Origin of the sequence: Amycolatopsis sp. lyj-346 (assembly GCF_046548975.1) — a bacterium.
Classification (GTDB): domain Bacteria; phylum Actinomycetota; class Actinomycetes; order Mycobacteriales; family Pseudonocardiaceae; genus Amycolatopsis.
The window spans coordinates 1-24,160 of sequence record NZ_JAJPWT010000019.1; the positions used below are offsets into that span (position 1 = coordinate 1).

Genomic DNA, 24,160 nt, shown 5'->3' on the forward strand with positions numbered 1-24,160 from the left:
CCCGAAGGCTTCATCGTTCGACTTGCATGTGTTAAGCACGCCGCCAGCGTTCGTCCTGAGCCAGGATCAAACTCTCCATCAATGAACAGTTTAATCGAGGCAAATAAATGCTCTCAAAGGAACCTCAATACGAGGTTCATATACATAAGCTCTACTGGCTTAGTTCACTAGCACACTGTTGAGTTCTCAAGCAACACACCCGAACCGGCCGCGATCAAGCGGCTCGCTTCAAGCGAGTCATTCCTAGCAGTTTTTGGTGGGACACCCACTCAATCGCTGTCCGCGAGAGCTTGGTTCGTGTCCCGGTGGCCACCCGGTTTCCCTGGCGACTTGGAGAACTTTACACCCCCTCCAGGGGCCCGGAACAGGGGGGTACCTTAACCGCGTCTCCGCAGGTCAAGCCCCTGTTTCGGGCCGCCGGGGGCCGGTCAGCCGCCGAGCGCGACGCCGGCGACGTTCCGCTTGCCCTTGCGGACCACGAGCCACCTGCCGTGGAGGGCGTCCTCGCGGGACGGCTTCCACTCTTCGTCGGCGATCTTCACGTTGTTGACGTACGCGCCGCCCTCCTTGAGGGTGCGGCGCGCGGCGCCCTTGCTGTCCACCAGTCCCCCGGCGAGCAGCAGGTCGACGATCGTCGGCTCGCCCGCGGGATCGACCTTGCCGTTCGGCACCTCGGCCATCGCCGCGTCGAGGGTGCGTTCGTCCAGGTCACCGAGCTCGCCGCGGCCGAACAGCGCCTGGCTGGCGTTGATCACCTGCCGGGTCTGCTCCTCGCCGTGGACGAGCGTGGTGAACTCCTCCGCCAGCCGCTTCTGCGCGGCCCGCAGGTGGGGACGCTGCTCGGTGTCCTCCGCCAGCGCGGCGATCTCCTCCTGGTCGAGGAAGGAGAACATCCGCAGGTAGCGGACGACGTCGGCGTCACCGACGTTGACGAAGTACTGGTACCAGGCGTACGGCGAGGTCATCTCCGGGTCGAGCCAGAGGTTCCCGCCGCCGGTGGACTTGCCGAACTTGCGGCCCTCGGCGTCGGTGACCAGCGGTGCGGTCAGCGCGTGCACGCTCGCCCCGTCCGTCCGCCGGATCAGGTCGACCCCGCCGACGAGGTTGCCCCACTGGTCGGACCCGCCGACCTGCAGCTTGCAGCCGTACTGGCGGTGCAGCTGCAGGTAGTCCTGCGACTGCAGGAGCAGGTAGCTGAACTCGGTGTACGACATGCCGTCGCCCTCGAGCCGGCGCTTCACCGTCTCCCGGTTGAGCATGACGTTGATCGAGAAGTGCTTCCCGACGTCGCGCAGGAACTCGAGCGCGGTCTGCTGCCCGGTCCAGTTCAGGTTGTTCTCGACGATCGCGCCGGTTGCCGAGTCGTCGAAGTCGACGAACCGTTCGAGCTGGCCGCGGATGCGCCCGGCCCACTCGGTGACGACGTCGAGGGTGTTCAGCGTGCGCTCGCCGGTGTCACGCGGGTCGCCGATCATCCCGGTCGCGCCGCCGGCCAGCACGATCGGCCGGTGCCCAGCGCGCTGGAACCGCTTGAGCATGAGCAGCGGGACCAGGTTGCCGGCGTGCAGGCTGGGCGCGGTCGGGTCGAAGCCGCAATAGAGCGTCACGGGACCCTGGTCGAGCTCGCGCCGGAGGGCGTCGATGTCGGTGGACTGCGCGATCAGGCCGCGCCAGGACAGCTCGTCGAGGATGTGTTCGCTCACGCCTGTAGATCCTCCCGCACCAGGTCAACCGACTAACTGGCGGGTCGGACCCGCCGCTTCCCGCCGCGGCGGTAGGTGGACACGGCGGGCGAGCCGTCGACCCAGAAGCGCCACGGCGTGTCCATCGCCATCGCGACGCCGACGCGGGGCCCGGTCCGGATCCGCTCGGCCGGCACGCGCTCGCCGACGTGGAGCCGGACCGGGGACGCCGGGTCGGTCAGGTCGACGCCGTTCTGCGTACGGTCGATGCGCAGCACGGAGGTGAGGATCGCCGGGCCCTTCGCCAGCTCGCCGGTCCCCCGCGCGGACGGCCGCCGCTTGCGGACGACGTCGAGGCCTTCGACGACCTCGCCCGCCCGCAGCAGCACCGCCCCGGCCACGCCGTCGTGGGAGCCGACGATGTTCGCGCAGAAGTGCATCCCGTAGACGAAGTACACGTACAGGTGACCCGCCGGTCCCCACATGACGGCATTGCGCGGGGTCCGGCCGCGGTAGCAGTGCGACGCCGGGTCGTCCTCGCCCCGGTAGGCCTCGACCTCCACGAGCCGGACGCCGACGGTGCCGTCGGGACCGTCAGCCTCCAGGATCGAGCCGAGCAGCAGGTGGGCCAGGTCGACCGGGTCGAGGGCCAGCTCCGCACGGGTGAACAGCCGGTCACTCACACGATCTCCCCTCGTCCCGTCGGCCGGCCGAGCGTATCCAGCCGCTCAGTTGAGCCACTGGCGGGCCGCGGTGACGCGCTCTTCGAGCCGGGCGCGCTGCTCGGCCACGCGTACCGGCGCGGTGCCGCCCCGGGCGTCGCGCGACTTCACCGAGCCTTCGACGGTGAGGACTTCGCGCACCGCCGGCGTGAGCGCCGGGTTGATCTTCTCGAACTCTTCGTCGGTCAGCTCGTCCAGGCCGACACCGCGGGCCTCGGCGACGCGGACACTCTCACCTGCCGCCTCGTGCGCGACGCGGAACGGGACGCCCTGGCGCACCAGCCACTCGGCGATGTCGGTGGCCAGGGTGAAGCCGGCCGGGGCCAGCTCGGCGAGCCGGTCGGTGTGGAAGGTGAGCGTGGCCAGCATGCCGGCGATCGCCGGGAACAGGAGCTCGAGCTGTTCGACCGAGTCGAACACCGGCTCCTTGTCCTCCTGCAGGTCGCGGTTGTAGGCCAGCGGCTGCGCCTTGAGGGTGGCCAGCAGGCCGGTGAGGTTGCCGATCAGCCGGCCGGCCTTGCCGCGCGTCAGCTCCGCGACGTCCGGGTTCTTCTTCTGCGGCATGATCGAGCTGCCGGTGGCCCAGGCGTCGTCCAGCGTGACGTAGCCGAACTCGGCGGTGTTCCAGATGATCACCTCTTCGGCGATCCGGGACAGGTTCACCGCGAGCATCGCGACGGCGAAGGCGAATTCGGCGACGAAGTCGCGCGACGCGGTGCCGTCGATGGAGTTCTCCACGCTCGTGGCGAAACCCAGCTCCTCGGCGACGGCCTCGGGGTCGAGGCCCAGCGACGAGCCGGCGAGCGCGCCCGAGCCGTACGGCGACTCGGCCGTGCGGGCGTCCCAGTCCTGCAGGCGCGAGACGTCACGCAGCAGCGCCTGGCCGTGGGCCATCAGGTGGTGGGCGAGCAGCACCGGCTGGGCGTGCTGCAGGTGCGTGCGGCCGGGCAGGATCGCGTCGGGGTGCCGCTTGGCCTGCGACACCAGCGCGTCGACGACCTCCAGGGTGCCGGCGACGACCCGGCGCGCGGCGTCGCGCAGCCACATCCGGAACAGCGTGGCCACCTGGTCGTTGCGCGAGCGGCCGGCCCGCAGCTTGCCGCCGAGCTCGGTGCCCGCGCGCTCGAGCAGGCCACGTTCGAGGGCCGTGTGCACGTCCTCGTCGGCGATCGTCGGGGTGAACGCCCCCGAAGCGACGTCCTGGACGAGCGCGTCCAGCGCGGCGAGCATCCCGGTCAGCTCGTCGTCGGTGAGCAGGCCCGCCTTGCGCAGCACCCGGGCGTGCGCGCGGGACCCGGCGATGTCGTAGGGCGCCAGGCGCCAGTCGAAGTGCGTCGACGCGCTCAGCGCGGCCATGGCCTCCGCCGGGCCGCTGGCGAACCGGCCGCCCCACAGCTGCACCGGCTGCTCGTTCCCGCTCACTGTTCTCGCTTCTCCTCGGTGTTCGTCGGATGGGTGTTCGTCGGATGGGTGTTCGTCGGTTTGAGGTCTTCGGCCGTCACCCGGCCGTCGTACAGGACCAGGCGGACTTCGCCCGACAAGGCGCTGGTCAGACTGGCGCATCCGCGGCCGGTCCGCCGTTCGAGCGCAGCGCACGCTTCGCCGCGGCCGATTCTCTGCGCCTCGCCGCGCGCGCTGAGGATCCGGCGTGCTTCGGCGACGGACACGGTCTCGCCGTCGATCGCCACCGGGACCCCGCGGTCGAAGGTGATCACGACCTCGTCCGGCGCGAGGAACTCGCCCTCGGCCGGGAAGATGCCGGTGAGCACGGTCATGGTGGTCCTTCGTCCCCGTGGTCCTGCGCAGAACGGTGCGCGAGAGCGGCGAAGCGCTCAGCCAGCTCCTTGCCCGTCAGCGGTTCCCGCGCGATCACGGCGACCGTGTCGTCGCCCGCGATCGAGCCGACGACCTCTTCCAGCGCCGCCCGGTCGATGGCGCTGGCGAGGAACTGCGCCGCGCCCGGCGGCGTCCTCAGCACCATCAGGTTGCCCGACGCGTCCGCCGAGACCATCAGCTCCGCGAGCAGCCGGGAGAGCCGTGACGTGCCGCCCTGCACCCCGCGGACCGGGCTGCCGTCCTCCGGGATGACGTAGACCGGCGCGCCCGAGTCGGGCCCGCGCAGCTTGACCGCGCCCAGCTCGTCGAGGTCGCGCGACAGCGTCGCCTGGGTGACCTCGATGCCTTCGGCGGCCAGCAGCTTGGCCAGCTCGGTCTGGCTGCGGATGGTCATGGTGGACACCAGCTCGGTGATCCGCGCCTGCCGCCCCACCCGGCTGCTGGTCATCGCCGGCTCTCTTCGAACAGCCAGACGAGCAGCGCCTTCTGCGCGTGCAGGCGGTTCTCGGCCTCGTCCCAGACCGCGCTGGCCGGGCCGTCGAGCACCTCGTCGGTGATCTCCCAGCCGCGGTGCGCCGGCAGGCAGTGCAGCACGATCGCGTCGTCCGCGGCCTTCTTCAGCAGCTCGGTGTTGACCTGGAGAGCACGGAACGGCCCCACCCGGTCGAGCCCGTCGTTCTCCTGCCCCATCGACGTCCACGTGTCGGTGACGAGCACGTCCGCGCCGTCGACCGCCGCGTACGGGTCGGTGAAGACGGTGGCGGTGCCGCCGGTTTCGTTCGCGCGCTTCTTCGCGTCCAGCATCACGCCCTGGTCCGGCTGGAAGCCGACCGGTGAGACGACCCGGACGTGCATCCCGGCGGTGACCCCGCCGAGCAGCAGCGAGTGCGCCATGTTGTTGGCGCCGTCGCCGAGGTAGACGAGGGTGAGGCCGGCGAGCTTGCCCTTGCGCTCGCGGATCGTCATGAGGTCGGTGAGCACCTGGCACGGGTGGAACTCGTCGGTGAGCGCGTTGACCACCGGGATCGACGCGGCCGCGGCCATCGCCTCGATGCGCTTCTGCGCGAAGGTGCGCCACACGATCCCGTCGACGTAGCGCGAGAGGACCCGCGAAGTGTCCTCGATGGTCTCTTCGCGTCCGAGCTGCATCGACCGGCCGTCGACGATCACCGGGTGGCCGCCGAGCTGGCTGATGCCGACCTCGAACGAGAACCGGGTCCGCGTCGAGTTCTTCTCGAAGATCGCCGTGATGGACTTGCCGGCGAGGGTCTTGTTGCCCAGCGGGTCGGCCTTGAGCGCGTCGGCGAGGTCGAGGATGGCCTTCTGCTCGGCCGGACTGACGTCGTCGTCGCGGAGGAAGTGGCGCAGCATCAGTCGGAGTCCTTCGTGGTGGAGTCGAGCGCGTTCGGGAGTGCGGCGAGGAAGCCTTCGGCCTGGTCGCCGTCGAGGACGAGCGGGGGCGCGAGCCGGACGGCGTCCGGGGCGACCGGGTTGACGAGGTAGCCCGCCTCCTGGGCGGCTCGGGCGACCGCCGCCGAAACGGGCTGCTTCAGCGCGATGCCGAGCAGCAGCCCGGTGCCGCGCACGCCGGCGACGAGCGGGTGCCCCAGCCCCTCGACCCCCGCCGCGATGTCCTTGCCCAGCGAGGCGACGTGGTCGAGGAGCCCCTCGGCGGCGATGGTCTTCAGCACGGCCAGGCCGGCCGCGCAGCAGACCGGGTTGCCGCCGAAGGTGGTGCCGTGCTGGCCGGGCTTGAGCAGCTCGCCCGCCGCGCCGACGCCGATGACCGCGCCCAGCGGCAGCCCGCCGCCGAGGCCCTTCGCCAGGGTGATGACGTCGGGCACGATGCCGGCCTGCTGGTAGCCGAACCAGGTGCCGAGCCTGCCGAGGCCGGTCTGCACCTCGTCGAGCACCAGCAGCGTGCCGGTGGCCTTGGTGATCTCGCGAGCGGCCTGCAGGTAGCCGTCCGGCGCCGGGATGACGCCGGCCTCGCCGAGCACCGGCTCCAGGAAGACGGCCGCGGTTTCGGTGTCGACGGCGGCTTTGAGTGCCTCGACGTCACCGAACGGCACGTGCTCCACCCCGGGCACCAGCGGCTTGAAGGCGTCGCGCTTGGCGGGCTGGCCGGTGAGCGTCAGCGCGCCCATGGTCCGGCCGTGGAACGCGCCTTCGGCCGCGACCACCTTCGTGCGGCCGGTCAGCCGGCTGATCTTCAACGCGGCTTCGTTGGCCTCGGCGCCGGAGTTGACGAACAGCACCTTGCCGTGGCCGGTGAGGCCGGCGACGTCGAGCAGCGCCTCGGCGAGCTCGACGGCCACCGGGTTGACGTACAGGTTCGAGGTGTGGCCCAGCCGTTTGATCTGCTCGGTGACGGCTTCGACGATCGCGGGATGGGCGTGGCCCAGCGCGTTGACGGCGATGCCGCCGACCAGGTCGACGTACTCCTTGCCGTCGGCGTCCCACACCTTGGCACCTTCACCGCGGACGAGGGTCAGGCCGGGCGTGCCGTAGTTGTCCATGAGAGCGGACTGCCAGTGCGCCTGGCCGTCCACATTGGACTTGAGATCGGTCACGGGAGCTCCGTTTCGGGGAAGACCATGGTGCCGACGCCGCGCGAGGTGAAGACCTCCAGCAGCACCGAGTGGGCGAGGCGGCCGTCGATCACGTGCGCCCGGCGCACGCCGCCGCGGATGGCGCGCACGCACGCCTCCATCTTCGGGATCATGCCGCTGGCCAGGCCGGGCAGCATGGTCTCGAGGCGGTCGACGCGGATGCGGTCGATCAGCGACGACCGGTCGGGCCAGTTCGCGTACAGGCCTTCGACGTCGGTGAGCACCACGAGCTTTTCGGCGCCCAGCGCGGCCGCCAGCGCGCCCGCGGCGGTGTCGGCGTTGACGTTGTGCACCACGCCGTCGATGTCCGGGGCGACCGTGGACACCACCGGGATGCGCCCGGCGTTGACGATGTCGAGCACCGCGTCCGGGTTGACCTCGGCGACCTCGCCGACGAGCCCGATGTCGACCTGCTCACCGTCCACAATGGCCTGTTTGCGCTCGGCGGTGAACAACCGGGCGTCCTCACCCGAGATACCGACCGCGTACGGGCCGTGGGCGTTGATCAGCCCGACGAGCTCGCGGCTGACCTGCCCGGTGAGCACCATCCGGACGATGTCCATCGTCTCCGGCGTGGTGACCCGCAGGCCGCCCTTGAATTCGCCTTCGACGCCGAGGCGCTTGAGCATCGCGGTGATCTGCGGACCACCGCCGTGCACGACCACCGGGCGCAGGCCGGCCAGCCGGAGGAACACCATGTCCTCGGCGAAGGCCGCCTTCAGCTGGTCGTCGATCATGGCGTTGCCGCCGTACTTCACCACCACGGTGGCCCCGTGGAACCGCTGCAGCCAGGGCAGCGCCTCGATGAGCACCCCGGCCTTCTCGGCCGCCGTCGCGAGTCGTTCGTCCGCGGAAATCAGAGCCTCCTGGTTCATGAGGAGTACGCGCTGTTCTCTTCGACGTAACCGTGCGAAAGATCGGTGGTGTAGATGGTCGCCGTGCTCGCGCCGACGCCGAGGTCGACCACGATCTCGACGGCCCGGCCGGTGAGGTCGGCCTCGGACCGGTCGGCGGCGGGCACGCCCTGGGCGAACAGGGTGACGCCGTTGATCGCGATCGACACGGCCTCCGGGTCGATGCGGGCCGGCACCCGGCCGAGCGCCATGGCGATCCGGCCCCAGTTCGGGTCGGAGCCGAACAGCGCCGTCTTGACCAGGTTGTCCTCGGCGATCGTCCGGGCGACGGCGATCGCGTCGGCTTCGGTGGCCGCGCCCCGCACGGTGACGTCGACGTCCTTGGTCGCGCCCTCGGAGTCCGCGCGCAGCTGGAGCACCAGGTCGTGGCTGACCGCGGTGAGCAGCTCGGTGAGCTCCGCTTCGGTGGGCTCGACCCCGCTCGCGCCGGACGCCAGGACCAGGACGGTGTCGTTGGTGGACGTGCCGCCGTCGACGTCGAGCCGGTCGAAGGTGATGTGGGTCGCCGCGCGCAGGGCCCGGTCGAGGGTTTCGGAGTCCACCACGGCATCGGTGGTCAGGACCGAGAGCATGGTGGCGAGGTTCGGCGCAAGCATGCCCGCGCCCTTGGCGAAGCCGCCGACGCTCCAGCCGCTGTCGTGCTTCCCGAAGGCCTGCTTCGGTTTCGTGTCGGTGGTCATCACGCCCTTGGCGGCGTTGAGGCCCGCTTCGGGGCTCGCGTCGAGGGCCTTGAATGCGGTGTCCACTCCGGACAGGACCGCGTCCATCGGCAGCCGTTCGCCGATCAGGCCGGTGGAGCAGACGGCGACCTCGATCGCGCCCGCCTGCAGGACTTCGGCGACCTTCTCGGCGGTGGCGTGCGTGTCCTGGAAGCCGCCGGGCCCGGTGGCCGCGTTGGCGCCGCCCGAGTTGAGGACGACGGCCTTCAGGCGCCGCTGCTTGAGCACCTCCTGCGACCACAGCACCGGCGCGGCCTTGATGACGTTGCGGGTGAACACCCCCGCCGCGACGTCGAGCGGGCCGTCGTTGACGACCAGGGTGAGGTCGAGCGCGCCGGAGGCCTTGATCCCGGCGGCGACGCCGGCGGCGCGGAAGCCCTGGGGGCCGGTGACGGTCACGGTGCCACTCCTACGGTGGAAAGGCCGGTGGTCTCGGGGAGGCCAAGGGCCAGGTTCATCGACTGGACGGCACCGCCGGCGGTGCCCTTCGTGAGGTTGTCGATCGCGGCGACGACGACCAGGCGCCGGGCGTCGGTGTCGACCGTGACCTGCAGCTGGACGTTGTTCGAGCCGAGCGTCGCCGAGGTCGTCGGCCAGGCGCCCGCGGGCAGCAGCTGGACGAACGGTTCCGCGTCGTAGGCCTTTTCGTACGCCGCGCGGGCGGCAGCCTCGTCGACGCCGTCCTTGAGCGGGGCGGTCGCCGTGGTGAGGATGCCGCGGGGCATCGGCGCGAGCACCGGGGTGAAGGACACGGTGACCTTCTCCCCCGCGACGGCCGAGAGGTTCTGGGCGAACTCGGGGGTGTGGCGGTGCGCGCCGCCGACGCCGTACGCGCTGGCCGAGCCCATCACCTCGGAGCCGAGCAGGTTCGGCTTGAGGCTCTTGCCGGCGCCGGAGGTCCCGGTGACCGCGACGATCGTGACGTCGGGCTCGATCAGCCCGGCGGCGAACGCGGGCGCCAGCGCCAGCGATCCGCCGGTCGGGAAGCAGCCGGGCACGGCGATGCGCTTGGTCCCGGCGAGCTTCTCGCGGGCGCCGGGCAGCTCGGGTAGGCCGTACGGCCACTGGCCGGCGTGGTCGCCGCCGTACCAGCGCTGCCAGTCGCCCGCGTCGGCCAGCCGGTGGTCGGCACCGAGGTCGACGACCAGGACGTCCGGGCCGAGCCGAGCCGCGATCTCCGCGGAGTGCCCGTGGGGCAGCGCGAGGAAGACGACGTCGTGACCGGCGAGGGTTTCGGGCGTCGTCTCGGCCAGGACGCGGTCCGCTAGCGGGACGAGGTGGGGCTGGTGGACGCCGAGCTTCGTGCCCGCGCTGCTGGCGGCCGTGAGCGCGCCGATCTCGACCCCGGGATGGGTCAGGAGCAGGCGCAGCAGCTCACCACCCGCGTACCCGCTGGCTCCGGCTACCGCGATGTTCACCGTCATACGCATGATTATGCACGCCCTTGCAAGTCTAAACAAACCCGGAGTGGTGCCCGCCACCTTGGGATGCTGGGCCCATGACGGACACCCCGGCCCGGTTGCTCGGCCTGCTTTCGCTGCTCCAGACGCCCCGCGAGTGGCCGGGCAGCGAACTGGCCGAGCGCTTGGGCGTCAGCCCGCGCACCATCCGCCGCGACATCGAGCGGCTGCGCGACCTCGGCTATCCGGTCGAGGCCAGCCGCGGCGTCGCGGGCGGGTACCGGCTGGTCGCCGGCACCGCGATGCCGCCGCTCGTGCTCGACGACGAGGAAGCCGTCGCGATCGCGGTCGGGCTGCGGACCGCGGCGGGCCAGCCGGTCGACGGCATCGAGGAGGCGTCCGTGCGGGCCCTCGCCAAGCTGGAACAGGTCCTGCCGGCGCGGCTGCGCCGCCGGGTGGGCACGATCGGCACGGCGACGGTCGCCGTGCCGGCCACCGGGCCGGTCGTCGACCCGGCGCAGCTGACAGCGTTCGCCGGGGCGATCGCCAACCACGAGACCGTCCGGTTCCGCTACCGCGCCCACGACGGGGCCGAGACCCGGCGCCGGGTCGAGCCCCTCCGGCTGGTTGCGGCGGGCCGCCGCTGGTACCTGGTCGCCTACGACCTCGACCGGGCGGACTGGCGCGTGTTCCGCGCCGACCGCATCCGCGACGCCCAGGCCACCGGCGGCCGGGTCGCGCCGCGCGAGCCGCCGGCCAAGGACCTGGCGGCCTACGTCCTCGACCGCTTCTACGACCTGGCGCCGTCGTACCGGGCGGTGGCCGTCCTGGCGGAACCGGCGGCGCGGATCGCCTCGCGCCTCGGCCAGGCAGCGGGCGACCTGACCGACCTCGGCGACGGCCGGTGCCGCTGGCAAAGCCACGCGGACACGGTGGACTGGCTCGCGTTCCGGCTGCTGGGGCTGGGCTGCGCGTTCACCGTCGAGGGCCCGCCGGAACTGATCGAACATTTCAAGGTGCTGGCCGCCCGGGCAACCGCGGCGACGCGCGGATGACCGAGGCACAAGGCGCCGCGCCGGCCGCCCAGCACGCCGGTGGCCTCCTCGGCCACGCGCCGGTACACCGGCTTCCTCCGTGGTCACGGCCGCGGGATCGGGCCAGACGGCGAGATCGAAGCTCATCGGACTGCTCCGTTCGGTGAGGACGGAATGACAACGGCCCGGTGGGCCGGTCCACGCTGCGGACCGGCCCACCGCCGCCGGTCAGCTCGGCTCCCCTCCGTCCGGGTCCGTGCGCCTGCTCGGCGGTACCGGGAGGTAGCAGCCCGGGTTCTCCGGGTCGCAGCCCACGCGCGGCAGCCGGGCGCGGATGCCGCCGGGGGTGCGTTCGAAGTACGCCGCGATCTGCGTGACGCTCTCGCCCGCGATCCACCGGGTCTCCAGCTCCGCGTCCATCTCCTCACTCCACGGGCGGCCCTGCTGGGCCGGCCGGTCCGCGGATCTTCGCCGCGGCCCGCGGGCGGCGCCGGCCGCGGACAGCAAACTGTCCGTGACGAGCTCCGCGACCGTGTTCGCCACCGCGACGTCCAGGTCGAGGCTGCCCTCGGCGACCGGTTCGCCGCCGGGGCCGCCCGCTTCCAGGGTGATCATCACCCGGGGCGTGGGTTCGGCGCGGTCGACGTCCGTCCTGGTCGCGACCACGATCCGATAGGTGTTCTCCGCTGCCCGGATCTCGGTCCGGCGCTGTTCGATGATCGACATGCCACGAAGCTAGCGCGCACCCCCGACAATTTTCGGCCACGCGCTGCTCACGGCCCACTCCGCTCCGAAATTGTCGGACCCCTCCCCTAACGTCTCCGCCACCACGAACCGTCACGAGGAGGCGACGATGGAACACCGGCGGACAAGACGCTGCCCCGGTCCGGAAGAACCGGGCCGGGGCAGCGCGATGCGGCGTTTACGCTCAGAAGCGCAGCGGCTGGGCCAGCGTGCTCTGCTTCTCCTGGGCGGCCTTCGCGGAGTTGTCCGACTTCTGCGCCGCGGCGCCGTCGGGCACCGGCGGCGGCACCGGGCTGCACTGGACGTCCGAGTGGTTGCCGGGCTGGCGCTTCGGCAGCGCGCCGGTGGCCAGGTAGTCGGCGATCTTGTCGTCCACACAGGACACCCCGGACAGCGAACCGGCGTGCGTCGTCCCGCCCGGCGCGCTGATCAGGCTCGAGTTCGGGAACCGCTTCCGCACCTCGAGGCTGCCGGCGTACGGCGTGGCGGCGTCGAGCTCTTCGCTGATGAGCAGCGCGCCGGCCACCTTGCGGCCGTCGATGTCCACCGGCTTGCCCGCCTTCGCCGGCCAGAACACGCAGGGCGCGTTGAACCAGGCGTTGCCCCAGGTCTCGAACGGGGCCTTGAAGTGGGTGAGCCAGTTGTCGATCCGCCACCGGTTCCAGTCGGTCGGCCACTGCACGTCGGTGCACTGCACACCCAGGTACACGGCATAGCCGTTGTCGTTGCCCGGCGGGTTCGAGTCGTCGTACAGCGCCTTCAGCGTCTGCCAGTCACCCTTGTGCACGTAACCGTCGAAGGCCTTCGCCATGTCGACCCAGCCGAAGACGTAGTAGCCGGCCTGCAGGAAGATGTCGTTCCACTCGTCGCCGCCGATGACCCCGCCCGCCGGGTCCTTGGTGAGCTTGCGCTGCGTGGCGTACCACAGTTTCTCGACCGCGTCGCCGGTCTTGCCCAGGTGGTAGACGTCGTCGTACCCGGCCAGCCAGTCGAAGTAGATCTTGATGTTCTTGTCGAACGCGACGTCCTGGTCGAGGTTGGCCTGGTACCAGACCTTCCGCGGGTCGACGTTGCCGTCCAGCACCATCCGGCGGACGTTCTTCGGGTACAGCGTGCTGTACACCTGGCCGAGGTAGGTGCCGTAGGAGAAGCCGTAGAAGTTGATCTGCTTCTCACCGAGGGCCTTGCGCAGGCTGTCCATGTCCTGCGCGACGTCGGTCGTCTTGAGGTGGTCGAGGATCGGGCCGTTCTTGCGGCACGCGTCGGCGTACCCCTTCGTACGGGCGAGCCAGGTCTTCTCCAGCTGCACGGTGGTCGGCACGTACGCCGGCCGGTTGTAGCCGAAGTAGTCCCCGTCGCAGCTGATGGCGGGCTTGCTGGACCCGACGCCGCGCGGGTCGAAGCCGATCCAGTCGTAGCTGTCGCCGGCGTGGTTGGGCACGTACTTGCCGAGCACCGACAGGCCGAGGCCGGAGCCACCCGGGCCGCCCGGGTTCACCAGCATGATTCCCTGGGACTGCGCGGTCTTGTGCTTGATCCGGGAGACCGCGACGGAGACCTTCGCCCCGCCCGGCTTCGCGTAGTCCATCGGCACTTCGAGGAAGCCGCACTCGGCGCCGTTGGCCTTGAGGCTCGCCGACGTGCAGGGGCCCCAGACGATCGGGGCGGGGGTGAACTGCACCCCGGTTTCCGCCGAGGCGGCGGGTGCGGCGGCCATCAGCCCGGCCGCGAGCCCCGCGGCAGCGACGGTGGCAACGATTCTTTTCACAGTCGTCCTTTTCGTCCGCATTCGACAGCGTTCGGCAGATTCCGAAACTACCGGCAACCCCGGCCAATCTCGCTCATCGACGCGGCTTCCGCCAACCGCCTTTCGTCGGTATCTGCGGCGTCCTCGCAGGACCGGAACTGTCGGTGGCCGCCAGTACGCTCCGGATCACCGGAGGGCGGTGGGAGGACTGATGAACGTAGACGAAAGGCTGGTCACGGCGATCCGTACGGGGTTGGCGGAGCTGGCCGACCCGGCAAAAGCGCCGGCGATGCAGGCGTACATGAAGTCGGCCATGCCCTTCCGCGGGGTTGCGAAACCCGAGCGCAGCGCGCTCCTCAAGCGGGTGCTGGCCGCGCACACATTGCCCGATCGGGTGACATTTTCGGGAACCGTCCTGAAGTTGTGGCGGACCGCCGAGTTCCGCGAGGAACGCTACGCGGCCATCGATCTTTCCGGGTACCGGGCCTACCGGCGGTGGCAGGACCCGGAGCTGGTCCCGGTGTACGAGGAAATGATCGTCGGCGGGGCTTGGTGGGACGTCGTGGACGAGGTCGCCATCCGGCGGATCGGCCCGATCCTCCGTGACCACCGCGCCCGGATGACGCCGATCATGCTGGCTTGGGCCCACGACGGCGACCTCTGGCGCCGCCGGACGGCAATCATCTGCCAGGTGGGGGCCAAGGAGGACACGGACACGGAGCTGCTCACCCGGGCGGTCGAGCCGTCAATCGCCGAGCCGGAGTTCTTCCTGCGCAAGGGAATCGGCTGGGCGCTGCGGGACTACGCGAAGACGGCACCGAATTGGGTGCGGTGTTTCGTGGACGACCACCCGGGGCTGTCCGGGCTGTCGAGACGGGAGGCGCTCAAGCACATCGGCTGAGGTGGGTTCGCGAACGAGGTGGACCGGGACGGTCGGCTCGCGTGCCCGGACGGTCGGCTCGCGTGACCAGAGGGTCGACTCGCGTGACCAGAGGGTCGACTCGCGTGTCTGGAGAGTCGACTCGCGTGACCAGAGGTCGGCTTGCGTGGCTGGGGAGTCGACTCGCGGGGGTGGAGGGTCGGCTTGCGGGGGTGGAGGGTCGGCTTGCGGGGGTGGGCGGGTTGGGGTGGGGCCCGGGTTGCGGTCCCTCCTCGCTTGGGGGCGGGAGGGACCGCAGCCGGGGTGTGTCAGGCGCGCAGGGTTGCGTTGAAGCGCTCGCCTGCTGCGGCCAGTGCCGCGTCGCGGGCCTTGGTGGCCTCGTCGACCGTCAGCGTGCGGTCCGGCGCGCGGAACCGCAGCTTGTACGCCAGCGATCGCTTGCCCTCGCCGACCTGCTCGCCCGCGTACACGTCGAACAGCGTGATGTCCTCCAGGAGCTCGCCCGCTCCGGTGCGCAGGACCTCGGCGAGGTCCGCCGACGGGACCTCCGCCGCCGCCACCAGGGCGACGTCCAGGAGCACCGGCGGGTAGCCCGAGACGCTCGGCGCCGGACGGGAGTCCGGGAGCGGGATCGCGTCCAGGTCCAGCTCCATCGCCACCGTCCGCGGTGGCAGGCCGAGGGCCTCGACCACCTTCGGGTGCAGCTCACCGGCGTGGCCGACCGGCCAGTCGCCGACCCGGAGCTGGGCGCAGCGGCCCGGGTGCCACGGCGGGAGGTCGGCCGCCTGGACCGTCAGCTCGACCCCGGCCGCCTCCGCGACCGTGCGGGCCGCCTGGACCGCGTCGGCCCAGTTCGCCGGCTCGCCCGCGCCCCACCAGCCCGCTCGGCGCCGGTTTCCGGCGAGGACCACCGCGACGTGCACGGGCTGCTGCGGCACCGCCGCCTCCAGCAGGGCCAGTTCCTCGTCCGAAGGACGGCGGTCGACGCCCAGGTCCGGGACCTTCAGCGGGTTCGGGGCCGGGAGCACCACCTGCCCGATGTGGTACAGCGACACGTCCTTCAGCCCGCGGGACACGTTGCGCTGCATGGTGTCCAGCAGCCCCGGGAGCAACGTCGTCGCCAGCCGGTTGCGGTCGGCCTCCAGCGGGTTGCGGACCACCACCGCGTTGCGGCGGACGTCGTCGGCCGGGAGGCCGAAGGCGTCCCACACCGCGTCGCCGACGAACGGGAACGGGCGCACCTCGACGTACCCCGCCTCGGCCAGTGCCCGGGAAACACCGCGGACGCGCCGCTGGCCGTCGGTCAGGCCGCGGCCGGCCGGGGCGGCGGGCAGTGTCGACGGGATGCTGTCGTAGCCCTCCAGCCGCAGCACCTCTTCGACCAGGTCGGCCGGCTGGCGGAGGTCGCCGCGCCAGCTCGGCGGGATCGCCGTGACCAGGCCCGTTCCGTCGTCGCCCGTGCCGACCGAGACCTTGCAGCCGATCTGGGTGAGCCGGCGGACCGTGACACCGCGCTGGTAGTTCACGCCCGCGACCTTGTCGGGCAGGTTGATCGGCATCATCACCGCGGGGTTCGGCTCGACCACGCCCACGTCGGTGCGGCCGGGCTGGATGGCGGCGTCGCCGTACTGGCGCAGCAGCCGCGCGGCCAGCTCGACCGCCGCCGCGCACAGCTGCGGGTCGGTGAACCGCTCGAAGCGCTTGGCGGCCTCCGAGAACAGCTTGTGGCGCCGCGCGGTGCGGCTGATCGCCGCCGGGTTCCAGTGCGCCGCCTCGAGCAGCACGTCGGTGCTCTCCGGCGTGATCTCGGTGCTCGCGCCGCCCATCGTGCCGGCGAGCGAGATGACGCCGCTGTCGTCGGCGATGACCACGTCGTCCGGGTCGAGCGTGCGCTCGACATCGTCCAAAGTGGTCAGTTTCTCGCCCGGCTTCGCCCGGCGCACCACCAGATCACCCTGGATGGCCTTGGTGGCGAACGCGTGCAGCGGGTGCCCGAGCTCCAGCATCACGTAGTTCGTGACGTCCACGGCCAGCGAAATGGACCGGATGCCGGCCAGCATCAGCCGCCGCCGCATCCGCCACGGGGTCGGTGCGGTCGCGTCCAGGCCGGTGACCCGGCGCAGCACGAACCGCGGGCAGCCTTCCGGGTCCTCGACGCGGACCGGCCAGGCGTCGCCCTCGGCCGCCGGGACCTCCAGCAGCGCCGGGTCGCCGAAGGGCACGTCGAGCGCGTTCGACAGCTCGCGCGCGAGCCCGCGGATCGACAGCGCGTAGCCGCGGTCCGGGGTCGGGGCGAGCTCGATCACCGAGTCGTCGAGGCCGAGCAGCTCCTGGGCGTCGTCGCCCGGGCTCGCGGTGCCCGGCGGCAGCACGAGGATGCCGGTGTGGTCGTCGCCGAGTCCGAGCTCGCGCGCCGAGCAGATCATGCCGTCGCTGACCCGGCCGTAGGTCTTGCGGGCGGCGATGGCGAAGTCACCGGGCAGGACGGCGCCGGGCAGCGCGACGACGACCAGGTCGCCCTCGGCGAAGTTGCGCGCGCCGCAGATGATGCCGCGGGTCTTGATGCCGTGCGGACCCTCGTCGAGCTCGCCGGCTTCGTCGTCGTCCTCGTCGTCCTCGTCGTCCTCGAGCTCTCCGGCGTCGATGTCGGCGGGCTCGCCGACGTCGACGCGGCAGAAGCGCACCGGCTTCTTGAACTCGGTGAGCTCTTCGACCTCGGCCACCCGGCCGACGACCAGCGGGCCGGTCACGGGGCCGAGCTCGCGCAGGTCGTCGACCTCGATGCCGATCCGGACGAACGCGTCGGCCAGGTCCTGCGGCGTGACCTCCTCAGCGAGATCGAGGTGTTCGGTCAGCCAGCTGACTGGGACTCGCACTACGCCTCCGTTCCGAAGGGAAGGGTGAAGCGGACGTCGCCCTCCACCATGTCGCGCATGTCCGGGATCCCGTTGCGGAACTGCAGGGTGCGCTCGATGCCCATGCCGAAGGCGAAGCCCGAGTACACCTCGGGGTCGACGCCGCAGGCGCGCAACACGTTCGGATTGACCATGCCGCAGCCGCCCCACTCGACCCAGCCGGGGCCGCCCTTCTTCTCCTCGAACCAGACGTCCACCTCCGCGGACGGCTCGGTGAACGGGAAGAAGTGCGGACGCAGGCGCGTTTTCGAGCTCTCGCCGAACATCGCGCGGGCGAAGGCGTCCAGCGTGCCCTTGAGGTGGGCCATCGTGATGCCCTTGTCCACCGCGAGGCCCTCGACCTGGGTGAACACCGGGGTGTGCGTCGAGTCGAGCTCGTCGGTGCGGTACGTCCGGCCGGGGCAGACGACGTACACCGGCAGGTCGCGGTGCAGCAGCGTGCGCGCCTGGACCGGCGAGGTGTGCGTGCGCAGCACCAGGCCGGAGTCCTCCTCCCCGACGTAGAACGTGTCCTGCAGCTGCCGGGCCGGGTGGTCCTTGCCGAAGTTCAGCGCGTCGAAGTTGAACCACTCGGCTTCGAGCTCCGGCCCTTCGGCGATCTCGTAGCCCATCGCGACGAAGGCGTCCGCGACGCGTTCGGAGATGGTGCTGATCGGGTGCCGGGCACCGCGTGGAACGCGGTCCCACGGCAGGGTGACGTCGACGGCTTCTTCGCGCAGCACGCGCTCGTCGCGCTCCGCCTGGAGCTCGGCGCGGCGGGCGTCGAAGGCCGCCTGGACGGCCTGACGGGCCTCGTTGACGCGCTTGCCCGCCTCGGCCTTCTCCTGCTTGGGCAGGGCGCCGATCTCGCGGCGGGCCAGCAGCAGGGGCGCGTGGTCGCCGAGGTGGGCCGGCTTGACCTCCGCCAGCCCTTCGAGCCCGGTCGCGGCGGCGAACGCCGCTTCGGCGGCCTTGACCGCCTCCTGCAGCGTCTCGGGGGCGAGTACCGCGCCCTGTGCTTCCTTCTCCGTGGCTCCGGACATAACTCCTCGGCGTCCGTTGGGACTGGTCGTTCGCGCTCCGCCGCACACGGCGCGCGAGAGGTCAAAGGCGGGAAAAGTCTATGGGATCGGCTCCGCGCGCCCCCGGTCGCCCCGGCGGCGTGCGGACACCCGGTCACCGCGTGGGGAACGCCCCGGCAAAGTCGGGCGACGCGACCCCTCCAGCAGGACCACAGGCAGCACGAGGACGGTCGTGAGCTGCCACGCCAGGCTGATCGGAGTTCCGACGAACCGGCCGGGGATCCCGAGCCGCTCCTCGATCGCCTCGTAGCCGGCCACAACGACTGCCGCGGCGGCTTACTCGCTGGTCAGCGACGTGCCGCCAGCGCGCTCGTGTAGACGCAGACGGCCGCCGCGGTGGCGAGGTTGAGGCTCTCGGCGCGACCGTACAGGGGAATCCGGACGGTGAGATCGGTCCGGTCGAGGACGTCGGCGGGCAAGCCGTGGGCCTCGTTGCCGAACACCCACGCCGTGGGGACGGCGAGGTCCACCCGATCGAGTTCGGTGTCGGCGTAGCCGTGGGCGGCGAACGTCCGCAGGCCCGCGGCCGAGCAGGCGGCCAGCGCCGCCGGGACGTCGCGGACGCGCGCGATCGGGAGGTGGAACAGGCTGCCGGCGGCCGCGCGGACGCACTTGCCGTTGTGGGGGTCGACGGTGTCGCCGGCCAGGACCACCGCGTCGGCGCCGGCCGCGTCGGCGACGCGGATGACCGTGCCCGCGTTGCCGGGGTCGGCGACGTCCACCAGCACCACCACGAGCCGCGCGCCCGGGGTCACGGCCTCCGCGAGGGGCCGGTCCAGCAGTGCGCAGACGGCCACGATGCCTTGGGGCGTCACGGTTTCCGACAGCCCGTCGGCCGCGCGGTCGGTGATCGGCGAGACCGGGACGCCGGCCGCGCGGGCCGCGTCGAGCAGGCCGGCGTGCTGCTCCGCCGCCCGCGGGGTGACGAACAGTTCGTGCACGGTGCCGTCGGTCAAGGCGGCCTCGACGGCGTTGGCGCCTTCGGCCAGGAACCGGCCGGTCTTGTCGCGTTCCGCGCGCCGCGTCAGCTTGCGCGCAGCAACGACCCGGGGGGTCCGTTCGGTGAACGGATCCGCCCCGGGTCGTTGAAAGCTGCCGGTCAGGCCGACTTCGCTTCGCCGGTGTTCACGTTGGCCTTGGCGAGCTCGGCCAGCGCGGTGAAGGCGGCGGCGTCGTTGACGGCCAGGTCCGCGAGGATCTTGCGGTCGACCTCGACACCCGCGGCCTTGATGCCCTGGATGAACCGGTTGTAGGTCACGCCGTTGGCCCGGGCGGCCGCGTTGATGCGGGTGATCCACAGCTGGCGGAAGTCACCCTTGCGGGCACGACGGTCCCGGTAGGCGTAGTTGAGCGAGTGAAGCGTCTGCTCCTTGGCCTTGCGGTACAGCCGCGAACGCTGGCCGCGGTAGCCGCTGGCCAGTTCGAGAGTTGCGCGACGCTTCTTCTGGGCGTTTACCGCCCGCTTGACGCGTGCCACGGGTCCATCCTGTCGATCTCAGGGGGCGAGGGGGACGCCCCGGGTGGTTACAGCAAGTTCTGCGGAATCAGATGCCGAGCAGGCGCTTCACGCGGCTGACCTCGGTCTTCGACACCTCGGTGGTGCCTTCGAGGCGGCGCGTCACGCGGCTGGACTTCTTCTCCATGCGGTGGCGGCGGCCGGTCATCTGGCGGCGCAGCTTGCCCGTACCCGTCTTGCGGATGCGCTTGGACGTCCCGCTGTGGGTCTTCATCTTCGGCATTTCGGTCCTCTTTCGTGCGGCGGCTCACCGGAAATTCCGGTGAGCCGCTGACTCGTGCTGGTCGGCGCCTACGCGTCGGGGGTCGGCTCGGGGGCCGCCTCGGCCTTCGCCTTCGGCTTCACGTTCTTGTGCGGGGCCAGCACCATGATCATGTTTCGGCCGTCCTGCTTGGCCGACGACTCGACGAAGCCGAGCTCCGTGACGTCTTCGGCGAGCTTCTGCAGCAGCCGGTAGCCGAGCTCCGGCCGGGACTGCTCGCGGCCGCGGAACATGATCGTGACCTTGACCTTGTTGCCCGCCGCCAGGAACCGCGACACGTGACCCTTCTTGGTCTCGTAGTCGTGCTGGTCGATCTTGGGACGCAGCTTCTGTTCCTTGATGACGGTCAGCTGCTGGTTGCGACGCGACTCGCGGGCCTTCTGCGCGCTCTCGTACTTGAACTTGCCGAAGTCCATGAGCTTGCACACCGGCGGGCGGGCCTGCGGCGCGACCTCGACGAGATCGAGGTCGTTCTCCTGCGCCAGGCGCAGCGCATCCTCGATCCGGACGATGCCGACCTGTTCGCCGGCGGGTCCGACGAGACGGACCTCCGGCACCCGGATTCGGTCGTTGATGCGTGTCTCGGAGCTGATGGGGCCTCCTTGGTCCGAGGAATGTTTCCTGTTCTCGTTCGACCTGGTGCCCACATAGCGAAGGCCCCGACACCGTTCGGTGCGGGGCCCACTCTGTTCCGATCGCACCCGGCTGCGAGGCCGGGCACTTCACCCTGGACTTGCAGTCCGGGCGAGACCGGACCCGGCCACCTGTACGGTGACGCGGGTGGGAGCGGGGCTCCACTTGCCGCCCCCGATCGCTCGGGAGCTGGTCGCACGTGGAAGGGTACCAGACGTGTCAGATCAACCCGCCGAACAGCCCCCCTATTCCCCCGAAGCCCGCCACCTGGAGGACATCCCCAGCGTGGAGGTGATCAGCCGCGCGGCGGTGATGCTGCTGTCGGCAGGCGCCGAGCGGCTCGGGCTCGCCGACGCCGACCCGGCGACGTCCCCGCACCGCGACCTCGACGAAGCGCGCCGGCTCATCACCGCGCTCGCCGGTCTGGTGACCGCGTCCGCGGAGTACCTCGGCCTGCACGCCGGGCCGTTGCGGGACGGTCTGCAGTCCCTGCAGAAGGCCTTCCGGGAAGCTTCGGTCGTGCCGGACGAGCCCGGCAAGGGCCCGGGAGAGAAGTACACCGGTCCCGTCTACTGACCTCCTCGTCCGGCTCCTTGCCGGACGAGCCTGTCGACATCTAACATGTTAGATGTGAGTCTCTCAAAGGTCACCCGCCCGTTGCTCCGCGACGAGGCCTACGACCGCATCCGCCGCGCGATCGTCGACGGCACGCTGCCGCCCGGCGCGCCGCTGCGGGACGCCGACCTCGCCGACCAGCTCGGACTCTCCAAAGCGCCCGTGCGCGAGGCCCTGCGGCGCCTGACCGACGACGGCCTGGTCGACTCCAAGCCGCAGAGCTACACGCGGGTCTCCGACGTGATGTCGCCCGGCGTGACCGACGCCCGCGAGATCGTCCGGCTGCTGCACGAGTTCGCCGTCCGGCAGGCCGCGTCCCGCTGCCGCCCGGCCGACATCGCCGCCATGCGCGCGGCCAACGACCGCTTCGCCGCCGCCATCGAGGCCGGTGACATCGCGGCCGCCGTGCAAGCGGACGACGAGCTGCACGACGTCCCGGTCCGGCTGGCGGGCAACGCCGCCGTCGCCGCGACCCTCGATCGCTATACGCCCCTGCTGCGCCGCCTGGAGCACGCCCGGTTCAGCTCGGCACTCGCCTGGAACTCGGTCGAGCGCCACACGCAGCTCATCGACGCGCTCGAAGCACGTGACACGGACACCGCCGTCGCGGTGATCTCGACCATCTGGACCGACCTGCTGGAGGAAGCATGACCCTGGCCGACTTCTCGCGCTATCCCCTGCTGTTCGGCCCGTCACCGGTGCACCGGCTGGACCGCCTGACCGAGCACCTCGGCGGTGCGCGGATCTGGGCCAAGCGCGAGGACGTGAACTCCGGGCTCGCCTTCGGCGGCAACAAGACCCGCAAGCTGGAGTACCTCGTCGCCGACGCACTGAACGAAGGCGCCGACACGCTCGTCTCGATCGGCGGCGTCCAGTCCAACCACACCCGCCAGGTCGCCGCGGCCGCGGCGCGGGCCGGGCTCAAGGCCGTCCTGGTGCAGGAAAGCTGGGTCGACTGGCACGACCCCCTCTACGACAAGGTCGGCAACATCCAGCTCTCCCGCATCCTCGGCGCCGACGTCCGGCTCGTCGACGCCGGCTTCGGCATCGGCTTCAAGCAGGCCTGGGAGGACGCGGTCGCCGAGATCGAGGCCGGCGGCGGGAAGCCCTACGCCATCCCCGCCGGTGCCTCGGACCACCGGCTCGGCGGGCTGGGCTTCGCGAACTGGATCCTCGAGCTGGAGGAACAAGAGGAAGAACTCGGCGTCTTCTTCGACACCGTCGTCGTCTGCTCGGTCACCGGCAGCACGCAGGCCGGGATGGTCGCCGGGACCGCGCTCGGCAAGAACCGCCGGATCCTCGGCATCGACGCCTCCGCCAAGCCGGCCGAGACCCGCGAGCAGATCACGCGCATCGCGCGGAACACCGCCGAGCTGATCGGCGCCGGGCAGATCGCCGAGGTCGAGCTGGACGACCGCTACCACGCCGGGATCTACGGCATCCCGGACGAGTCCACCGTGGCCGCGATCGAGACGTGCGCCCGGCTGGAGGGCATGATCACGGACCCGGTGTACGAGGGCAAGTCGATGGCGGGACTCATCGACCTCGTCAAGAACGGGGAGATCCCGCGCGAATCGAACGTCCTCTACGCCCACCTCGGGGGGCAGCTCGCGCTCAACGGCTACACCAGCGTCCTCGGCTGAACCGGTGGGCCGGGGAATCCGGCCCACCGAAGGCCCGGCCCACCCGAAAGCTCAGTCCAGCACGCAGAGCACGTCGATCTCGACGAGCAGCTCGCCCGGGAGGCCGACGTACACCGTCGTGCGGGCGGGCTGCGGCGCGTCCCCGATCAGCTCGTCGTACACCTCGTTGAACGGCGCGAAGTGCGCGGTGTCGGTCAGGTACACCCGGACCATGATGGCGTCGGCGAGGCTCGAGCCCGCCGCCGTCAGCACGGCTTCGATGTTCTTGAACGTCTGCCGGGTCTGGCCCGCGACGTCGTCGCCGACGATCGCGTTCGTGGCCGGGTCGAAGGCGACCTGGCCGGCGACCTGCAGCAGGTTCCCCTTGCGGACGGCCTGCGAGAACTTCGCCGGCGGCTTCGGCGCGTTCTCGGTGGAAACTGCCGTCTTGCTCATCAGTGCCCCTTTCCGTTCTCCGTCCATCCACTGTGGACGGAAGCTTCCCTGGTGGCGGCCCGCAGCTCGGGCACCAGTGCCAGCAGGCCTTCGTAGTCGAGCAGCACCTTCGGCACCGACATCGACGCGGCCGCCAGCACCTCACCGCCGGTCCCCCGCACCGGCGCCGCGATGCAGTGGATGAAGTCCTCGTGCTCGGCGTTGTCGACGGCGTAGCCGAGTTGCGCCACCCGCTCCAGCTCGGCGAGGTACGCCTCCGGCGTGGTGATCGTGTTCGGCGTGCGCACCGGGTACTCGATCGACCGCGCGATCTCCTCGCGACGAGCCACCGGCATGGCCGCGACCAGCACCTTCCCCACCGCGGTGCAGTGCAGCGGGGCGCGCTTGCCGATGCGCGAGTACATCCGCACCGAGTGCCGTCCTTCGAACTTGTCGATGTAGACGACTTCGCCGTCCTCGTAGCTGGCCAGGTGCACGGTGTGCCCGGTGCGCGCGTTGAGGGCGGCGAGCGCGGGGTGGGCGCTGCGCCGGACGTCGAAGGAGTCGAGGGCCTGGTTGGCGAGGTCGAACATGGCGCTGCCCAGCCGGTAGTGGCGGGTGCCTTCGCGGCGGACGAAGTGGTGTTGTTCGAGGGTGCGCAGCAGCCGCAGCACCGTCGACTTGTGCACGCCGATCTCGTCGGCGAGGTCGTCGAGGGTCCGCGCGTCCTGCGCGATCGAGTTCAGCAACGTCAATGCGCGGTCCAGGCTCTGACTCACGCGCCCACCTCGCTGACGCTCGGTGCGCCGTT

General features: G+C 71.2%; 25 protein-coding genes and 1 rRNA gene. 5 read left to right on the forward strand and 21 right to left on the reverse strand.

The window, feature by feature from the left end:
• The 11 genes from ACLJQE_RS37800 to argC all read right to left on the reverse strand — a co-directional run.
• Nucleotides 1-82: ribosomal RNA gene (locus tag ACLJQE_RS37800) — 16S ribosomal RNA — on the reverse strand; the annotation flags it as partial.
• Between the two features lie 346 nt (nt 83-428).
• Nucleotides 429-1,703 carry a tyrosine--tRNA ligase gene (gene tyrS / locus ACLJQE_RS37805; protein ID WP_410644391.1) on the reverse strand — a complete coding sequence of 425 codons (1,275 nt, stop codon included), beginning with the start codon at nt 1,701-1,703 and terminating at the stop codon, nt 429-431.
• A 32-nt stretch (nt 1,704-1,735) separates the two neighbouring features.
• Nucleotides 1,736-2,365 carry a DNA-3-methyladenine glycosylase gene (locus ACLJQE_RS37810; RefSeq protein WP_410644392.1) on the reverse strand — a complete coding sequence of 210 codons (630 nt, stop codon included), beginning with the start codon at nt 2,363-2,365 and terminating at the stop codon, nt 1,736-1,738.
• Nucleotides 2,366-2,410: 45 nt separating this feature from the next.
• The gene (argH, locus tag ACLJQE_RS37815) at nt 2,411-3,826 is read right to left on the reverse strand and encodes an argininosuccinate lyase (RefSeq protein ID WP_410644393.1); all 1,416 of its coding nucleotides are present in this window, start codon (nt 3,824-3,826) and stop codon (nt 2,411-2,413) included.
• Nucleotides 3,823-4,179, reverse strand: coding sequence for an argininosuccinate synthase (locus ACLJQE_RS37820; RefSeq protein WP_410644394.1), 357 nt, complete (start codon nt 4,177-4,179; stop codon nt 3,823-3,825). The genes argH and ACLJQE_RS37820 overlap by 4 nt, the downstream gene beginning before the upstream one ends.
• A complete protein-coding gene (locus tag ACLJQE_RS37825; protein WP_410644395.1) occupies nt 4,176-4,688 on the reverse strand; it encodes an arginine repressor in 513 nt (170 codons plus the stop codon). The genes ACLJQE_RS37820 and ACLJQE_RS37825 overlap by 4 nt, the downstream gene beginning before the upstream one ends.
• Nucleotides 4,685-5,611 carry an ornithine carbamoyltransferase gene (gene argF / locus ACLJQE_RS37830; RefSeq protein ID WP_410644396.1) on the reverse strand — a complete coding sequence of 309 codons (927 nt, stop codon included), beginning with the start codon at nt 5,609-5,611 and terminating at the stop codon, nt 4,685-4,687. The genes ACLJQE_RS37825 and argF overlap by 4 nt, the downstream gene beginning before the upstream one ends.
• Nucleotides 5,611-6,813, reverse strand: a complete 1,203-nt coding sequence (locus ACLJQE_RS37835; RefSeq protein ID WP_410644397.1) for an acetylornithine transaminase — start codon at nt 6,811-6,813, stop codon at nt 5,611-5,613. The genes argF and ACLJQE_RS37835 overlap by 1 nt, the downstream gene beginning before the upstream one ends.
• Entirely contained in the window at nt 6,810-7,727 is a 918-nt protein-coding gene (gene argB / locus ACLJQE_RS37840; protein ID WP_410644398.1) for an acetylglutamate kinase, read from the reverse strand. Before argB ends, ACLJQE_RS37835 begins: the two co-directional genes overlap by 4 nt.
• Nucleotides 7,724-8,884 (reverse strand): bifunctional glutamate N-acetyltransferase/amino-acid acetyltransferase ArgJ, encoded by a 1,161-nt coding sequence (argJ, locus tag ACLJQE_RS37845; protein WP_410644399.1) that lies wholly within the window; start codon nt 8,882-8,884, stop codon nt 7,724-7,726. Before argJ ends, argB begins: the two co-directional genes overlap by 4 nt.
• On the reverse strand, nt 8,881-9,909 hold the full coding sequence (gene argC / locus ACLJQE_RS37850; RefSeq protein ID WP_410644400.1) for an N-acetyl-gamma-glutamyl-phosphate reductase: 1,029 nt from the start codon (nt 9,907-9,909) through the stop codon (nt 8,881-8,883). Before argC ends, argJ begins: the two co-directional genes overlap by 4 nt.
• Before the next feature lie 74 nt (nt 9,910-9,983).
• Between argC and ACLJQE_RS37855 the strand changes: the two genes are divergently transcribed.
• Complete coding sequence (locus ACLJQE_RS37855; protein ID WP_410644401.1) at nt 9,984-10,940, forward strand: helix-turn-helix transcriptional regulator; 957 nt, start codon at nt 9,984-9,986, stop codon at nt 10,938-10,940.
• 207 nt (nt 10,941-11,147) lie between these two features.
• On the opposite strand, the gene ACLJQE_RS37860 is transcribed toward ACLJQE_RS37855, so the two are convergent.
• A complete protein-coding gene (locus ACLJQE_RS37860) occupies nt 11,148-11,645 on the reverse strand; it encodes a helix-turn-helix domain containing protein (protein ID WP_410644402.1) in 498 nt (165 codons plus the stop codon).
• 202 nt (nt 11,646-11,847) lie between these two features.
• Nucleotides 11,848-13,431, reverse strand: coding sequence for an alpha/beta hydrolase (locus ACLJQE_RS37865; protein WP_410644403.1), 1,584 nt, complete (start codon nt 13,429-13,431; stop codon nt 11,848-11,850).
• Nucleotides 13,432-13,621: 190 nt separating this feature from the next.
• Here ACLJQE_RS37865 and ACLJQE_RS37870 point away from each other — a divergent pair, with 190 nt between their 5' ends.
• Nucleotides 13,622-14,311, forward strand: a complete 690-nt coding sequence (locus ACLJQE_RS37870) for a DNA alkylation repair protein (RefSeq protein ID WP_410644404.1) — start codon at nt 13,622-13,624, stop codon at nt 14,309-14,311.
• Nucleotides 14,312-14,598: 287 nt separating this feature from the next.
• On the opposite strand, the gene pheT is transcribed toward ACLJQE_RS37870, so the two are convergent.
• The 6 genes from pheT to infC all read right to left on the reverse strand — a co-directional run bounded on the left by pheT (nt 14,599) and on the right by infC (nt 20,691).
• Entirely contained in the window at nt 14,599-17,166 is a 2,568-nt protein-coding gene (gene pheT, locus ACLJQE_RS37875) for a phenylalanine--tRNA ligase subunit beta (protein ID WP_410644405.1), read from the reverse strand.
• Nucleotides 17,166-18,227 carry a phenylalanine--tRNA ligase subunit alpha gene (gene pheS, locus ACLJQE_RS37880; RefSeq protein WP_410644406.1) on the reverse strand — a complete coding sequence of 354 codons (1,062 nt, stop codon included), beginning with the start codon at nt 18,225-18,227 and terminating at the stop codon, nt 17,166-17,168. Before pheS ends, pheT begins: the two co-directional genes overlap by 1 nt.
• 326 nt (nt 18,228-18,553) lie before the next feature.
• Nucleotides 18,554-19,369 carry a TrmH family RNA methyltransferase gene (locus ACLJQE_RS37885; protein WP_410644620.1) on the reverse strand — a complete coding sequence of 272 codons (816 nt, stop codon included), beginning with the start codon at nt 19,367-19,369 and terminating at the stop codon, nt 18,554-18,556.
• Entirely contained in the window at nt 19,366-19,743 is a 378-nt protein-coding gene (rplT, locus tag ACLJQE_RS37890; protein ID WP_004559056.1) for a 50S ribosomal protein L20, read from the reverse strand. The genes ACLJQE_RS37885 and rplT overlap by 4 nt, the downstream gene beginning before the upstream one ends.
• A 67-nt stretch (nt 19,744-19,810) precedes the next feature.
• Complete coding sequence (gene rpmI, locus ACLJQE_RS37895) at nt 19,811-20,005, reverse strand: 50S ribosomal protein L35 (protein WP_086840453.1); 195 nt, start codon at nt 20,003-20,005, stop codon at nt 19,811-19,813.
• A gap of 68 nt (nt 20,006-20,073) precedes the next feature.
• Nucleotides 20,074-20,691, reverse strand: a complete 618-nt coding sequence (gene infC / locus ACLJQE_RS37900) for a translation initiation factor IF-3 (protein ID WP_043780275.1) — start codon at nt 20,689-20,691, stop codon at nt 20,074-20,076.
• 202 nt (nt 20,692-20,893) lie between these two features.
• Between infC and ACLJQE_RS37905 the strand changes: the two genes are divergently transcribed.
• The 3 genes from ACLJQE_RS37905 to ACLJQE_RS37915 are packed head-to-tail and all read left to right on the forward strand — an operon-like array spanning nt 20,894 to nt 22,935.
• Nucleotides 20,894-21,253, forward strand: coding sequence for a DUF1844 domain-containing protein (locus ACLJQE_RS37905; protein WP_410644407.1), 360 nt, complete (start codon nt 20,894-20,896; stop codon nt 21,251-21,253).
• A 54-nt stretch (nt 21,254-21,307) separates the two neighbouring features.
• Nucleotides 21,308-21,943, forward strand: a complete 636-nt coding sequence (locus tag ACLJQE_RS37910; protein WP_410644408.1) for a GntR family transcriptional regulator — start codon at nt 21,308-21,310, stop codon at nt 21,941-21,943.
• The gene (locus ACLJQE_RS37915; RefSeq protein WP_410644409.1) at nt 21,940-22,935 is read left to right on the forward strand and encodes a 1-aminocyclopropane-1-carboxylate deaminase; all 996 of its coding nucleotides are present in this window, start codon (nt 21,940-21,942) and stop codon (nt 22,933-22,935) included. Before ACLJQE_RS37910 ends, ACLJQE_RS37915 begins: the two co-directional genes overlap by 4 nt.
• A gap of 51 nt (nt 22,936-22,986) precedes the next feature.
• Here the strand turns inward: ACLJQE_RS37915 and ACLJQE_RS37920 are convergent, their stop codons facing one another.
• Nucleotides 22,987-23,370 (reverse strand): RidA family protein, encoded by a 384-nt coding sequence (locus tag ACLJQE_RS37920; RefSeq protein ID WP_410644410.1) that lies wholly within the window; start codon nt 23,368-23,370, stop codon nt 22,987-22,989.
• Nucleotides 23,370-24,128 (reverse strand): IclR family transcriptional regulator, encoded by a 759-nt coding sequence (locus tag ACLJQE_RS37925; protein WP_410644411.1) that lies wholly within the window; start codon nt 24,126-24,128, stop codon nt 23,370-23,372. The genes ACLJQE_RS37920 and ACLJQE_RS37925 overlap by 1 nt, the downstream gene beginning before the upstream one ends.
• Nucleotides 24,129-24,160 lie beyond the last annotated feature (32 nt).